Below are 14268 nucleotides of genomic sequence, written 5' to 3'. Positions count from 1 at the left end.
TGATCCTCTGCCCTGGGGCTGTGTGTCGTGCGGTGGGCGGTGAGCGCTATGCGCTGGACTAGGCATGTAACAAGCTACAAAGAAAGAAGATACCTTGAAAGAGAACTCGATGGGCATAGGCATCGCCATTGGAGTAGGCTTGGGACTCGCTTTGGGGGTTGCAATGAATAATATTGCTATCGGGCTCGCGTTGGGTGTAGCGATTGGCACGGCGATTGGTACGAGCCTCGATCAGAAGCGCAAGCACAGTGACACGGCGAAACATGATGCGCCCGAAGAAACGCCCATCTAGAACCAATACGTGTCAAAGAAGCTCACGCGAAGGCGCGAAGGGTTGCTCACCTACGCGAAAAACGTTGCGCCTTTGCGCCTTTGCGTCAAAATAACCGCCTTCTTTGCAAGGTATTGCATCTAGAAAACTTATCTGGGTTTGATTACAAAAAGGGAGGCTTGTATGCATACGCTACATAGACTCACGCTGCTTGTCTTGCTGGGCCTGGCCTTCAGCGGATGTGTAACGGTTAATCTGGGCCTTGGCCAGCTCCAGGGTTCAGGGAACGTCACGACCGAAACGCGCGTGGTCGGCACCTTCACCGCGATTGATGTCACTGGTGTAGGCGAGGTGGTGGTCACCCAGGGCGACACCGATAGCCTCACGGTCGAGACTGACGACAATCTCCAGGCAATCGTGCTGGGCGACGTGCGCGGCGACACCCTCTACCTGGGCATCAATGCGAACCAGGGCTTTAGTGACGCGACCCGTGTCACCTTCACGGTAACGGTCAAGGAGCTCACGGCGATCAGCTTCGCGGGCGCAGGCACGGTCAGCGTGCGTGATCTCAGCGGCGACCAACTGACCGTGAACCACTCGGGCGCGGGGCCGGTGAGCATCGGGGGCACCGTGGTCGAACAGCATGTGACGCTCAGCGGCGCGGGCAATTACGATGGCGCGGCCCTCGTCAGCGAGCGGGCAACGGTTGATCTCAGCGGGTTCGGCAGCGTGGTGGTGAACGTGAGCGAGCGGCTCGACGCGACGATTAGCGGCGCGGGGAGCATCGCGTACATCGGTAGCCCTGAACTGCACGAACAGGTCACCGGCGTCGGCTCGATCCGGCAGCGCACACCATGAGTGCCACCGCTTCTACCGCACCGCAACTCCGGTCGCTGGTTCAGCGGCACGCGGTGCTTGCCTTTTTCGGCCTGACCTTTGCGCTCTCCTGGAGCATCTGGGGGCTACAGTCTTTGCTTGCCGACGCCGACCCGATCAGCGCCGGCTGGCTCGGCATCATCGCCGCCTATGGCCCAACCCTGGCCGCAATCGCGCTTGCCGGGCTACTCGCCCCCGAGCAGCAGGCACTGGCCTCGCCACGACGCCAGCGCTGGCTGGCGGGCGCGGTGCTCGCAGGAACCGTGTGGCTGAATATCACCGTCGTGTCGAACCCGTTCGAGAGCACACGCCCGGCGGTGGCGGTGCTGCTGTGGCTGGTCATCACGTTGCTACCGGCCTGGATCGTGTGGAACGTCTTCAGCCGCCGTCGCGGCGTACGCGATCTGCTCCGAACGCTCGCCGCCTGGCGGGTGCCGCCGATCTGGTACGGCGTGGCGCTGCTGCTGCCGGTGATCATCAGCCTACTGGGCCTCGCATTGCTTGCCCTGCTGGGGCAGCCGCTGCCGCCCTGGCCGCGCACCGAGCCGGTGCGCGAGCTGCTGCCGCTGCTCGTGACAACATTTGTTGCGACGCTGCTCTACGGCGGACCACTCGGCGAAGAGGCTGGCTGGCGCGGATTTGCGCTGCCACGGCTCCAGGCGCGGTACAGCCCGCTCGTAGCGAGCCTGCTGCTGAGCGTGGTCTGGGGCCTCTGGCACGTGCCGCTCCACCTCCAGGGCGTCTACCACGGCATCTTTCCCGACGGCCTGCCCGGCATTCTGTTGCGCATTGTGATCACTATTCCGACCACGGTGCTCTTCACCTGGTTCTTCAACCGCACGAAGGGCAACCTCTGGCTCGTCGTATTATTGCACACCGCCGTCAACAACACCGCCGGGTTCTGGCTACCGGTCACGGTAGGCGTGTACGCTGCAATGTTCATCATGACGGTGACGCTGATCATCACGGATCGCATGTGGCGCCTGCGGCCATCCGAGGGCGTAACGCTGCCAGCAGAACGGCAGGCTGAAGGAGTCAATTTCAGCGGAGGGGAAACACGATGAATCAGGACAACGGCCTGCCGGCGTCGGTGCAGCACTACTTTCGCGGTTTTTCCACTGCTCCAGGCGCGCAACCTAAACGGGCGCACGCTATACGAACCAACCCGCAATTGGCGATCCTGACTTTGGTAGGGGCGCATGCCTCTTCATACATGACATAACGAGGAGTACTTCTATGCCAAGCTTCAAGTCCGACCGACAGATCCAGGACGACGTACGCGACGAACTCACATGGGATCCGGAGGTCACCATCACCGATATCGGCGTCACGGTGAAGGATGGCGTCGTGACGCTGCGCGGGGCCGTCGTACTGTCTAGCGAGAAATGGGCCGCCGAGCGCGACGCGTTGCGGATCGTCGGGGTGCGCGGCTTGATGAATGAGCTCACGATCGCGCCCGTCACAAGCCAGCGCTACGCCGACGATGAGATCGCGCGTCATCTCACCGACGCACTGCAGTTCGACTCGTCGGTGCTGAGCGACCGCATCCAGATCACCGTCGAAGATGGCTGGGTGACGCTGCGTGGCACCACCGACTGGTACTACCAGCGCAGCGCCGCCGAGGCCGACGCCTGGCGGGTCGCGGACGTCAAGGGCGTGGACAACGACATCACGATCGTGCAGCCGCATGTATCGGCGAGCGATATCGAAGCGGGGATCAGGAAGGCGCTGGATCGCAGCGCCGCGATTGATGCGAGCGCGATTGCTATTTTCGTCGAGGGCTCGCATGTGACGCTGGTCGGCACGGTCCAATCCTGGGCCGAGTTCGACACCGCCAGAGATGTGGCCTGGCGCGCAAAAGGCGTGACGACGGTCGCCAATGATATCGTCATTCGGGAGTGATGGGGAACGATCATGAGCAACGATACAACGCTTGTGCCGCATGCGCAGCCAACGAGCCCGGCGTGGCGCTCTGTGTGGTGGTGCTTGCGCTCGGCTACTGGTGGCTGCGGCGCGACCAGACCACAGACGCGCCTGCGGCCACGCAGGTAGCCCCCGCCGGCTAACCCTATCGCCGACGTGAGCGTGACAGCAGCAAGACAAGGAGCAAAATGTGGTCAAGGGTTCTACACTCGGCGCAGGCATCCCCGTGAGCGCCCCGGAAGGCGCGGTGCCGGTCATTGTCACACTGACGATGAACCCCTCGGTTGACGTGAACACCGGCGTGAATCAGGTTGTGCCCGAGCATAAGCTGCGTTGCAGTGCGGCTCGCTATGAGCCCGGCGGTGGCGGAATCAACGTCTCCAGAGCGCTGCGGAACCTCGGCGAGGAGTCGCTGGCGCTCTACACGGCCGGGGGCAACCGAGGCGTGCTGCTCCAGGAACTGCTTGCGCAGGAAGGACTACGGCACCGCGCGCTCGCTGTCGCCGAGCCGACGCGCGAGAGCTTTGCCGTGCTTGAGGCGCTGAGCGGGCAGCAGTTCCGCTTCAGTCTGCCTGGCCCAGAGCTGAGCGAGCCTGAGTGGCGGGCCTGCCTCGCCGCCCTCGCCGCCCTCAGCCCCACGCCAGCGGTCATCGTCGCGAGCGGCAGTCTGCCCGCCGGCGTGCCTGACGACTTCTACCATCAGGTCGCCGTCCTTGGTCGTGCCGTCGGGGCGCGGGTGATCGTAGACACATCCGGTCCGGCGCTCCAGGCGACGATCAGCGCCTCACTCTTCCTGATCAAACCGAACCTACGCGAGTTGGCGCTCCTGGTGGGGCGTCCGCTCGATGACGAAGAGGCGGTGGAGCAGGCAGCTCTCGAGCTGGTGGGCCTGGGACACACCGCCGTCATCGTTTCACTCGGCGCTGCCGGGGCCTTGCTAGCGACGGGTGACGGGTGCGAGCGGCTGCGGGCGCCGACGGTGCCGATCCGTAGCAAGGTCGGCGCGGGCGACAGCATGGTGGCGGGGATCGTCGCGGGCCTCGCGCGCGGGTTCGAGCTGCGTGAGGCGGCCCGCTTCGGGGTCGCCGCAGGCACCGCTGCAGTGATGACGTCGGGCAGCGAGCTTTGCCGGTGCGATGACGCCGAGCGTCTGTACCGCCGGATGCGAACGGTGAGGGCCTGACTTACGGTAAGGCAATTATCATTCAGCATGGTTATGCTGGCCGAGGAGTGTGTCGGGTCTCATCACCACAGTGGTGGCGGCTGTTGCTGTGCTACCTCTGCCATGCCGTGGCGTTGCACGCCTTTTTGTGCTGCTTGCCGTGTCTGGAAGGAGGGCCGTTGTCGCCCTACGTCGCAGGTGGGTCTGTTTCCGCCGTGGCAACGAAGCGGTAGCCCTGACCGGGGATCGTGGCGATATAGCGTGGGGCACGCCACCCGTTCTGCAGCTTGATCCGCAGATTGCGAATGTGCCGGTCGACCACGTTGCTCTCGGCGATGTAGTCGGTGCCCCACAGCTGATCCATAATTTCATTGCGGGTCAGCAACCGACCGGCGTTGGCCGCCAGCAGATACAGCAGGTTCTGTTCGATCGCGGTGAGGTGCAGATCCTTGCCATGCACGCGCACCAGACAGTTCAAGATATCGATCTCGAGATCGCCGAGTTTCAGCACGGGGGTCAACGTCACTTTCTCGTAATACGTGCGCCGCATGATCACGAGCACCCGCGCGACCAATTCCTCGGGCGAGAAGGGCACAGTCAGGATGTCGTCAACACCGTGGTCAAACGCAGCTAGCTTCGTCTGCAAGTCGCCCCGCCGCGTCAGGGCGATCACCGGGATGTGATCGTTAGAAGGGGCGGTGTAGCCAAGCCGCTCGAGGATCGCGCCGTACGCCAGATCCATATCGACGATCGCAAGATGCGGACGCCACGAGGTGAGCGCGGCCATGGTCTCTTCTGTATTCTGCGCCACCTGCGTAAGGGAGATGCTGTGGTTGAGCGCGAGCGTGACGTATTGGGCGAGCATCGGCTGATCGATCACCAGCAGCACCCGCGGTGATGTCCCTAATTGGTGAATCGTGTCGCTCACGTGGATATGGACTCCCGGTCACCGACGGCCAAACGGCTAACGTCCACCAGTATAGCACCATTTATAGAAGCCTGCTGGTGCGGTGTAGGGCACGGCAGGGCGATTGCATCTTCCGTGTCTGCACCCCGCCAAGGCACCCGCAAGGGGTGCCCGTACACCGGATTCGGCCCCCGCCCCGGTACGGGCACCCCTTGCGGGTGCCCCGTTGTATCCGATTTCGTATGATGCAATCGCCCTGAGGGCACGGCAGGGCTGATGCAACGTCAACTCTCCGGGGTCACCGTCGCCGTCAACGGCTCGGCTCTTGCGTGCCAAGCCCACCTGCGCGGGCTGGATGAGGCCGCGCAGGCGGGCTTTGCGACCCGGAGCCGAGGGCTTCAGCCCGACGGTGCTCTGGTCAGGATGACGAAACTTCATACCACCACGCGTCCGACCGGATAAAATCATGGATGAGCAATAGTGACCGGAGGAGGCACCCCAAGAGGAGGAAGCATGGCAGAAGCGCACAACGCGGTGCTGGTGCGCCGCGCGGTCGAAGAGATCTGGAATCAGGGCGCGCTCGCCGTGGCCGACGTGCTCTTCGCGGCCGACTATATCAACCATGCGGGCCTGATCCCGGATTTCGTCCGTGGCCCGGAGGCAATCAAGATCAGCGTCGCATTCTACCGCACCGCGTTTCCCAACTTCCAGATCACTATCGACGTGCTGACGGCAAAGCGTGATATCGTCCTGCTGCGCTGGACTGCACACAGCCACACACCACAGGGCACGCTGACCGGGCTGCTCATCAGCCGCTGCGCGGGCGGCCACATCGTAGAGAGTTGGATCCATTGGGATCGGGCTGGCGTGCTGGCACAGATGGGACTGAACCATCCTTAGCTGCACCCATTCTTTGGCCTGCCTGCTCAGCCCAATGCGATGATTGCCGGTGCCGCGATATCCGGCAGGTCAGGTTGGTGGTCAATCCGCAAGGCTGCCAGGTATTCAGTGCAAAGAATTGAAATCAATCCGCAAACAGCTGTTGAGGCACCATTTATGAACGATCAGGACAAGCTTGCAAACCTCGGTGCGATCATCGCAGTGCGCGGCAGTGTCGTGGATATTCGATTCGATACGCATTTGCCGCCGATCCATTCGTTGCTCCACGCGCAGGATGGGAAGATTGCCATTGAAGTATTAGCGCAACTCGACGCGCAGCGCGTGCGCGGGATTGCCCTGACGCCTACGCAAGGCCTTGCGCGTGGCATGCCGGTGGAAGACATGGGTGGGCCATTGAAGGCACCGGTCGGCCAGGGCATTCTTTCGCGCATGTTCGATGTGTTCGGGAACGCCATCGACCGCCAAGTGGCACCGACCGATGTCCAATGGCGCAGCATCCATCGCGAGCCGCCGCCGTTAACCCAGCGTTCCACCCGATCCGAGATCTTCGAGACAGGCATCAAGGTCATCGATGTGCTGGTGCCGCTTGAACGCGGCGGCAAGGCGGGCCTGTTCGGCGGCGCGGGCGTGGGCAAGACCGTCTTGCTTACCGAAATGATCCATAACATGATTGGGCACGAAGCAGGCGTCAGCATCTTTTGCGGGATCGGCGAACGCTGCCGCGAAGGCGAGGAGCTGTACCGCGATATGAAAGAGGCTGGTGTACTGCCGCATATGGTGATGGTGTTTGGTCAGATGAACGAGCCGCCGGGCAGCCGGTTCCGCGTGGGTCTAACGGCGCTGACGATGGCTGAGTATTTCCGTGATGACGAACATCGCGATGTACTGCTGCTGATCGATAATATTTTCCGCTTCATCCAGGCCGGCATGGAGGTGTCGGGCTTGATGGGCCAGATGCCGTCGCGGCTGGGCTATCAGCCGACCCTGGGCACGGAATTGTCGCGGCTGGAGGAGCGTATTGCCAACACCGAGGCCGGGGCAATTACGTCTATTCAGGCGGTGTATGTGCCAGCGGACGACTTGACCGACCCGGCGGCGGTGCATACGTTTTCACATCTTTCGGCGTCGATCGTGCTTTCGCGCAAGCGGGCGAGTGAAGGACTGTATCCAGCGATCGATCTGCTGCAATCTAGCTCCAAGATGGCCACGCCCGGCATCGTCGGCGAACGGCATTATCTGCTGGCGCAAGAAATCCGGCGGACGCTCGCGCAATATGAAGATCTCAAGGACGTGATCGCCATGCTCGGCCTGGAGCAACTCGCGCCGGACGACCGCAAGGTGGTTGCGCGCGCCCGACGGCTGGAGCGCTTCCTGACGCAGCCGTTTTTCACTACCGAGCAATTTAGCGGCATCACGGGCAAACTTGTCAGTCTCAGCGACTCGCTCGATGGCTGTGAACGCATTCTGAACGATGAATTCAAAGACTATCCCGAAAGCGCACTCTATATGATCGGTGCGATCGACGAGGCGCGCAAGAAGGCTCCCCCCAACAAACCAGAGGCCAAGGCCAAGCCTGCGGCGAAGCCCGAGCCACAACCGGAGGTCGCTCATGCTACCGACGCGCATGAATCTTAAGATACTTCTGCCGTTTGGCATCTTTGCCGAGAAAACCGGCGTTGCACGCATCGTCGCAGAGACTCGCACTGGCTCATTCGGACTCTTGCCACACCGGCTCGACTGCGTCGCGGCGCTCGCACCCGGGATTCTGGTCTACGAAAACGAAGCCGAGGGCGAAGTATGCGTGGCCGTCGATGAAGGGGTGCTGGTCAAGACCGGCTTGGATGTGCTGGTCTCTGTGCGCAACGCCATTGGTGGAACGGATCTCGGCCAGTTGCGTGTGGCGATAGAGCGGGAGTTCCTGACTCTGAACGCGCAAGAGCAGAGCCTCCGCGCAGTGATGGCAAAAGTGGAGAGCGGCTTCATCCGCCGCTTAGCAGAGTTTGATCATGCGTGAAACACCGGAAAACAAGCCCACGAAAGACCAGACTGCATTCAGTCGCAAGGTCGGCGCGCAGGAAACCCGCAAACTCAAGGCGCGGCATAACGCAAGGCAGAGCGTCTGGTTTGGACTCGGCATGACCGGGCTGATCGGCTGGTCGGTCGTAGTGCCGACGCTGCTCGGCGTCGCGCTCGGCATCTGGCTGGATAGCCGCTACTCAGGAGGCTATTCCTGGGCGCTCATGCTGCTGATACTTGGCCTAGTGATCGGCTGTGCGAATGCCTGGCATTGGGTAACTCATGAAGACCAGGCAATGCACGAGAAATTCGAGGACACCAATGATGAATGAACAAGTGATTCTGGTGCTGGCGCTGGTAACGGGCATGTTGCTCGGTGCGATTTTCTTCGGTGGCCTGTGGTGGACGGCTCAGCAACTGGTTTCGTCCAGACAGCCAGCGCGGTGGTTCTTCGGCAGCCTAGTGCTGCGGACGAGCATTGTACTGGTCGGGTTTTATGTTATCTCTCATGGCCATTGGGAGCGGATGCTGGCGTGCATGCTTGGATTTGTCATTGCGCGGCTGATGGTGTTTCGGCTTACCCGAGCAGCGGAAACACCAGCGCATGTCGACCACGAGGCCAACCATGCATCTTAGCCCTGATCAGATCATCTTCTGGCAATACGGTTTTTTCAAGCTGAATGCCACAATTGTGTTCACGTGGGGGCTGATGTTTGTGCTGGCCGTTGGCGCAAAGCTGATCACGCGCACACTTTCCACAGAGCTGCAACGTACCCGTTGGCAGAATTTACTCGAAATTGTCGTCACTGGCATTGTGCAGCAAATCGAAGAGGTCGGCCTGAGACAGCCGCGAAAGTATCTCGACTTTCTCGGCACGCTCTTCTTGTTCATTGCCGCCGCCAGCCTGTGTACCATCATGCCCGGCTACGAACCGCCGACTGGCTCGCTCTCGACCACGACGGCGCTGGCGCTGTGTGTGTTTGTGGCCGTGCCGTTCTTCGGCATTGCAGAAGAAGGGGTAGGCGAGTACCTCAAATCGTATCTCAAGCCGACCTTGATCATGCTGCCGTTTAATATCATCAGTGAAATCTCGCGCACACTGGCCTTGGCCATCCGTCTGTTCGGCAACATGATGAGCGGGGCGATGATTATCGCGATCCTGCTCACGATTACGCCGCTCGTCTTCCCAATCATCATGACGGTGCTTGGTCTGCTTACTGGCATGGTACAGGCCTACATCTTTAGCATTCTGGCAGCCGTGTACATCGCTGCCGCCACCCAAGTTCGTCCGCCCAAAACGGAACTCGATGGGCAACCTTGAAGTATGACAATACCAATAAAAGGAGAGAATATGGATGGCATAACGATTATTGCAATCGCCTCGATTGTCATGGCCGGCATCACCACCAGCTTCGGCTGCCTAGGGCCGGCGTTGTCCGAGGGGCGGGCGGTCGGGACGGCGCTGAGCTCGCTGGCCCAACAGCCGGACGCCTCCGCCACGATCACCCGCACCCTCTTTGTCGGCCTGGCTATGATCGAATCCACAGCGATCTACTGCTTCGTAGTCTCCATGATCCTGATCTTCGCCAACCCCTTTTGGAACGCGGCCATCGCTCAGGTCGTAGGGAAGTGAGCTATGCTTATTGATTGGTTCACGGTCGGGGCACAAGTGCTCAACTTTCTCATCCTGGTGTGGTTGATGCGGCGCTTTCTGTATCAGCCCATCCTCAACGCGATCGACGCACGCGAGAAGCTGATCGCCACCAAGCTCGCGAGCGCCGCTGCCAAGGAGACTGATGCCCAAAAGGAACATGACGAATTCCAGCACAAGAACGCGGAGTTCGACCAGCAGCGCGCCGCGCTCTTGCGCAACGCGACCGACGCGGCGCAGGCCGAACGACAGCGGCTGCTCGACGAAGCGGGTAAAGCCGCCGCAGCGCTGCGTGCAAAATGGCAGAAAGCATTGCGCAACGAAGCAGATGCCTTGCATCACGCCATCAGTCGCCGAACCCAGCAGGAGGTGTTCGCCATCGCCCGCAAGGCGCTGAGTGATCTCGCCGGGGCGAGCCTGGAGGAACGCATGGTCGAAGTGTTCACGCGCCGCTTGCATGCGCTGAACAGCTCGGCCAAAGCCGGTCTCGGCGAGGCGCTGACGACTACAGCTGATCCTGTGCTCGTACGCAGCACGTTTGACTTACCTGCAGAGCCACGTGCGGCGATACAACAGGCGCTCAACGCAACGTTCTCGGCGGACATTCCCGTTCGGTTTGAGACCGCGCCCGACCTGATTAGCGGCATCGAGCTGACCACAAATGGACAGAAGGTGGCGTGGAACATCGCGGAATATCTGGACTCACTGGAAAAGGGCGTCGATGAATTCCTGAAAACACAGGGCAAACCTGAGGCCAAAGCTGCACGCAAGCCCGAAGAAGCTATGATCAAATAAAGGCCAATGCCCATGGAACTTGAGCTCCTCCAGGATGTTTTCGACAGCACATTTGCTGCCTTACGCCAGGTGCGGGAGGCATTCGTACCGCACCTGACGCCACAGGAGGTGGGCACGATCACCAGTGTCGCCACCGGCATCGCTACGGTGGCGGGTCTCCCCGGCGTGGGCTTTGATGAGTTGGTGACGTTTCCCGGCGGGGTGCTCGGCATTGCGTTCAACGTGGACGCGGACGAGATTGGCGTCGTTTTGCTCGGTAGCTATTGGCAGCTCCAGGCGGGCGATGAGGTTCAGCGCACGGGCCGAGTCATGGACGTCGCCGTGGGCGATGGGTTGCTCGGGCGCGTGATCGACCCGCTTGGTCGGCCACTCGATGGCCACGGGCCGGTGGCCGCCAGCACGCGCCTGCCCGTCGAGCGTCCCGCCGCGTACATTATGGATCGGGCACCTGTTACGGTGCCGCTCCAGACCGGCATCAAAGTTATTGATGCGCTGATTCCGGTTGGGCGCGGCCAGCGCGAGTTGATTCTCGGCGACCGTCAGACCGGCAAGACCGCGATTGCGATTGACAGCATCCTCAACCAGCGCGGCCAGGATGTCCTGTGCGTATACTGCGCTATCGGTCAGCGTGCGTCCGCCGTCGCGAAAGCCGTAGCAACCCTGCGGGAAAAGGGCGCGCTGGAGTATACCGTCGTCGTCGTAACCGAGGGCAACGACTCGCCAGGTCTTACCTACATTGCGCCGTACGCAGCGACCAGCATTGCGGAGGCGTTCATGGAAGCGGGCCACGATGTGTTGATCGTATACGATGATCTCACCCATCACGCACGGGCCTATCGTGAACTCTCGCTCTTGCTGCGCCGCCCGCCCGGCCGCGAAGCCTTCCCCGGCGACATCTTTTATATTCACTCGCGGCTGCTCGAACGGGCGACACACATGCGTAAGGATCTCGGCGGCGGCTCGCTCACCGCGCTGCCGATCATCGAAACCGAAGCGCAGGACATTTCCGCCTATATTCCGACCAACTTGATTTCGATCACCGATGGGCAGATTTACCTTTCGCCGTCGCTGTTCGAATTGGGCGTGCTGCCGGCGATCGATGTCGGAAAATCTGTCTCGCGGGTTGGTGGCAAGGCGCAACGCGCAGCCTACCGCGCAGTGGCGGGCGACCTCAAGCTCGCCTACGCGCAGTTTGAGGAACTCGAAACCTTTTCCCGGTTCGGCGCACGCCTTGATGAAGCCACCCGTACGATCATTGAGCACGGACGGCGCATTCGTGCCTGCCTCAAGCAGCCGGAGTTCGCCCCGGTGTCGGTGCCCGCGCAAATTGCTGTGCTGCTGGCGTTGACCGCAGCACTCTTCGACCATGTGCCGCTTGCGCAGATGACGGACGCCGAGCGCATCCTGCGTGAGGCGGCGGAGACTATTCCGCTGGACGTGCGCGAGCGATTGGATACCGCTGACACATTGAGCGCGGCGGATCGCGAAACAATCATCCAGATCGCTCGCATAGCACTGGCGCGCTTCCAGCCCACGCCGGAACCCAAGGCACAGTCATGAGCGACACTACGGCGACCCTGCGCCGAAAGATCAGCGGGGCCGAGGATCTCCAATCAGTCGTCCGCACGATGAAGGCCGTGGCCGCCTCAAGCATCGGACAATACGAGCAATCGGTGCGCGCATTGGCCGACTATTATCGCACGGTAGAGCTCGGATTGGGCGCATGCTTCCGGGAAAGCGCGCTGAAGCTCCTAATTGCTGAGCGGGAAAACCCAGCCGCTGCGGGTGCGATTGGTGCGGGTGCGATTGGTGCGGTCGTGTTCGGTTCAGACCAGGGACTGGTGGGCCAGTTTAACGATCTGGTGGCCGATTATGCGGTCAAGACGCTGGCGACGCTGCCAGCCAAACCTGCAGTATGGGCCGTCGGTGAACGGGTGCAGGCACGCCTGGTGGACGCGGGCCTGCCGCTGATCGGGGTCTTCGCCGTGCCGAGCTCTGTCAAGGCCGTTGCCCCACTCGTCGGGCAGATTCTGGTGGAAACCGAGACGCCCCAGAGCCAAGCTGAGGTCACCGAACTCCACCTGTTCTACAACCGCCCATCCAGTGGAGCGGGATATACGCCTGTTGGTCAGCGGCTGCTGCCGCTGGACGAAACCTGGCGACGCACGCTGGCCGAACGCCCCTGGCCGACAGATAGCTTACCAGAAGTCCTGGTAGGCGGCAGCACGACGTTGCGCGCATTCATCCGCGAATATTTGTTCGTTTCGCTCTTCCGGGCGTGCGCTGAATCCCTTGCGAGCGAGAACGCGAGCCGCCTGGCGGCCATGCAACGCGCCGACAAAAATATCGACGAATTGCGGGAAAAGCTCAGCCAGACATTCCACCGCTTGCGCCAGAGTGGCATTGATGAGGAACTGTTCGATGTCATCGCCGGCTTCGAAGCGCTAAGCGATGAGGAATAATGATCTACCTTGGCAGAGCAGCGCCCCGTCTGTGCTGGCTAAGTGACGCACCGTGGCGCTGCCCATGGCGTTCCCCGAACTCCTGATCACGATCAATGCGCTGACCGCGAAGCGCGACGCCGTATTGCTGCGCCAGACCGCGCGAAGCGGCACCCAGCAGAACAAGCTATCCGGGCTGATCGTCAGCCGTATCGCTGGCGGCCAGATCGCCGAGAACTGGACGCACTGGAAGGAAGCCGAGCGGGCGGCAGTGGCCCAGCACTAGCCTGGCACCGCATCCTGACAATGACAGGGTAATCCTGACCTGCTAAACACACTTCGCCTGCTACCTGCATGCTGTTTCGATCACTATACTGAAGTAGTACCACTAAGAAAGGAGCATAATCATGCTTAACTTCTTCCTATGGCTGCTGTTCGGAGCGATCGTTGGGTGGCTGGCAAGTCTGGTAATGCGAACGAATGCTCAGCAGGGTCTGTTGCTGAACATCGTCGTCGGCATCGTCGGCGCGTTCCTCGGCGGGCTGGTCTTCAACTTTATGGGGATCGGCGGCAGCAACATTAACAACACCGACTTCAGCCTGGGCGCACTCCTCGTCTCGTTCATCGGGGCGATCATTCTGCTGGCGATCGTCAATCTGGTGCGCCGCGGGAGTGTTCGCTAGCTCTGTGCGGCCCACGCCCACGCTTTGTCGATACGGGGTGGGCAGTGAGCGGCCAGATTTTAAAGGTAAGCAACTACGAGCACGCAGGCGCTTGTGCGCATGATCGGCGCAACAGGCAGTAGAGGTGTGACAATAGGGTGTGTGCAGCAATTGGATGAAAGGATTCGAATCATGGGTAATGAAACTGAGCGGGCAAAGGGCAAGGTAACGGAGATCAAAGGGGCGGTGAAGGAAGGCCTTGGCGATCTGATCGGCAACGAGCAGATGCAGGCGGAAGGCCACGTTGAGAAGGTCGAAGGCCAGGCCCGCCAGGCCGTCGCGAAGGCGGGGGAGCAGGCCAAAGGCATCAGCGAGGAGATCAGTGGCAAGGCCGAAGGCGCGGTCGGCACCCTGATCGGCAACGAGCAGATGCAGGCGGAAGGCAAGGCAAAAGAATTGAAGGGCGAGGCCCGCCAGAAGGCGAACCAGTAGAAGCGTACGGTGGAGGCGCAGAACGGCAGGCGCATCGTCCCAGGGGCCGTCTGGGCGGTTATAGCAGTGCCGGAATCAGCAGAGACCGCAGGGCGGCGACCGTTACGACTTGGGGACTACTTCTGCCAGCCCCTCTGGGGGCCAGCCGAGCAACTGCCCCCGACAGAGCTGG

General features: G+C 61.4%; 20 protein-coding genes. 19 read left to right on the top strand and 1 reads right to left on the bottom strand.

Features of this window, described 5'->3' with window-relative positions:
- The first annotated feature begins 109 nt into the window (after positions 1-109).
- The 5 genes from EKD05_RS07510 to EKD05_RS07490 all read left to right on the top strand — a co-directional run bounded on the left by EKD05_RS07510 (position 110) and on the right by EKD05_RS07490 (position 4253).
- Complete coding sequence (locus EKD05_RS07510; protein WP_129671825.1) at positions 110-292, top strand: hypothetical protein; 183 nt, start codon at positions 110-112, stop codon at positions 290-292.
- A gap of 162 nt (positions 293-454) precedes the next feature.
- Complete coding sequence (locus EKD05_RS07505; protein ID WP_129671824.1) at positions 455-1129, top strand: GIN domain-containing protein; 675 nt, start codon at positions 455-457, stop codon at positions 1127-1129.
- Positions 1126-2211 carry a CPBP family intramembrane glutamic endopeptidase gene (locus tag EKD05_RS07500; protein WP_129671823.1) on the top strand — a complete coding sequence of 362 codons (1086 nt, stop codon included), beginning with the start codon at positions 1126-1128 and terminating at the stop codon, positions 2209-2211. Before EKD05_RS07505 ends, EKD05_RS07500 begins: the two co-directional genes overlap by 4 nt.
- A gap of 172 nt (positions 2212-2383) precedes the next feature.
- On the top strand, positions 2384-3049 hold the full coding sequence (locus EKD05_RS07495; RefSeq protein ID WP_129671822.1) for a BON domain-containing protein: 666 nt from the start codon (positions 2384-2386) through the stop codon (positions 3047-3049).
- Positions 3050-3260: 211 nt separating this feature from the next.
- Positions 3261-4253 (top strand): 1-phosphofructokinase family hexose kinase, encoded by a 993-nt coding sequence (locus EKD05_RS07490; protein WP_205703879.1) that lies wholly within the window; start codon positions 3261-3263, stop codon positions 4251-4253.
- A 166-nt stretch (positions 4254-4419) separates the two neighbouring features.
- On the opposite strand, the gene EKD05_RS07485 is transcribed toward EKD05_RS07490, so the two are convergent.
- Entirely contained in the window at positions 4420-5160 is a 741-nt protein-coding gene (locus tag EKD05_RS07485) for a response regulator transcription factor (protein WP_129671821.1), read from the bottom strand.
- A 255-nt stretch (positions 5161-5415) separates the two neighbouring features.
- Here EKD05_RS07485 and EKD05_RS07480 point away from each other — a divergent pair, with 255 nt between their 5' ends.
- From EKD05_RS07480 to EKD05_RS07415, 14 genes are all read left to right on the top strand, one after another.
- Positions 5416-5601: a hypothetical protein gene (locus EKD05_RS07480; RefSeq protein ID WP_129671820.1), complete on the top strand. Its 186-nt coding sequence runs from the start codon at positions 5416-5418 to the stop codon at positions 5599-5601.
- A 51-nt stretch (positions 5602-5652) separates the two neighbouring features.
- On the top strand, positions 5653-6039 hold the full coding sequence (locus EKD05_RS07475; protein WP_129671819.1) for an ester cyclase: 387 nt from the start codon (positions 5653-5655) through the stop codon (positions 6037-6039).
- Between the two features lie 156 nt (positions 6040-6195).
- Positions 6196-7674 (top strand): F0F1 ATP synthase subunit beta, encoded by a 1479-nt coding sequence (gene atpD / locus EKD05_RS07470; protein ID WP_129671818.1) that lies wholly within the window; start codon positions 6196-6198, stop codon positions 7672-7674.
- A complete protein-coding gene (locus tag EKD05_RS07465) occupies positions 7649-8053 on the top strand; it encodes a F0F1 ATP synthase subunit epsilon (protein ID WP_205703878.1) in 405 nt (134 codons plus the stop codon). The genes atpD and EKD05_RS07465 overlap by 26 nt, the downstream gene beginning before the upstream one ends.
- Complete coding sequence (locus tag EKD05_RS07460; RefSeq protein ID WP_129671817.1) at positions 8046-8387, top strand: AtpZ/AtpI family protein; 342 nt, start codon at positions 8046-8048, stop codon at positions 8385-8387. The genes EKD05_RS07465 and EKD05_RS07460 overlap by 8 nt, the downstream gene beginning before the upstream one ends.
- Positions 8377-8691: an ATP synthase subunit I gene (locus EKD05_RS07455; RefSeq protein ID WP_205703877.1), complete on the top strand. Its 315-nt coding sequence runs from the start codon at positions 8377-8379 to the stop codon at positions 8689-8691. Before EKD05_RS07460 ends, EKD05_RS07455 begins: the two co-directional genes overlap by 11 nt.
- Positions 8681-9376 (top strand): F0F1 ATP synthase subunit A, encoded by a 696-nt coding sequence (locus tag EKD05_RS07450; protein ID WP_129671816.1) that lies wholly within the window; start codon positions 8681-8683, stop codon positions 9374-9376. The genes EKD05_RS07455 and EKD05_RS07450 overlap by 11 nt, the downstream gene beginning before the upstream one ends.
- Positions 9377-9406: 30 nt before the next feature.
- A complete protein-coding gene (locus tag EKD05_RS07445) occupies positions 9407-9688 on the top strand; it encodes a F0F1 ATP synthase subunit C (RefSeq protein ID WP_129671815.1) in 282 nt (93 codons plus the stop codon).
- Positions 9689-9691: 3 nt separating this feature from the next.
- Complete coding sequence (locus EKD05_RS07440; protein WP_129671814.1) at positions 9692-10501, top strand: F0F1 ATP synthase subunit B; 810 nt, start codon at positions 9692-9694, stop codon at positions 10499-10501.
- A gap of 6 nt (positions 10502-10507) precedes the next feature.
- Positions 10508-12061, top strand: coding sequence for an alternate F1F0 ATPase, F1 subunit alpha (locus EKD05_RS07435; RefSeq protein WP_370374884.1), 1554 nt, complete (start codon positions 10508-10510; stop codon positions 12059-12061).
- The gene (locus EKD05_RS07430; RefSeq protein ID WP_129671812.1) at positions 12058-12963 is read left to right on the top strand and encodes a F0F1 ATP synthase subunit gamma; all 906 of its coding nucleotides are present in this window, start codon (positions 12058-12060) and stop codon (positions 12961-12963) included. The genes EKD05_RS07435 and EKD05_RS07430 overlap by 4 nt, the downstream gene beginning before the upstream one ends.
- A gap of 64 nt (positions 12964-13027) precedes the next feature.
- The gene (locus tag EKD05_RS07425; RefSeq protein ID WP_129671811.1) at positions 13028-13228 is read left to right on the top strand and encodes a hypothetical protein; all 201 of its coding nucleotides are present in this window, start codon (positions 13028-13030) and stop codon (positions 13226-13228) included.
- A 121-nt stretch (positions 13229-13349) separates the two neighbouring features.
- Positions 13350-13625, top strand: a complete 276-nt coding sequence (locus tag EKD05_RS07420; protein ID WP_129671810.1) for a GlsB/YeaQ/YmgE family stress response membrane protein — start codon at positions 13350-13352, stop codon at positions 13623-13625.
- Between the two features lie 171 nt (positions 13626-13796).
- A complete protein-coding gene (locus tag EKD05_RS07415; protein WP_129671809.1) occupies positions 13797-14096 on the top strand; it encodes a CsbD family protein in 300 nt (99 codons plus the stop codon).
- Positions 14097-14268: the final 172 nt, after the last annotated feature.

It is taken from the genome of Candidatus Chloroploca sp. Khr17 (assembly GCF_004138165.1).
In the GTDB taxonomy this organism is placed as follows: Bacteria; Chloroflexota; Chloroflexia; order Chloroflexales; family Chloroflexaceae; genus Chloroploca.
Note: the sequence above shows the minus strand (reverse complement) of the source record. Positions and strands in the feature narration are given on the sequence as shown.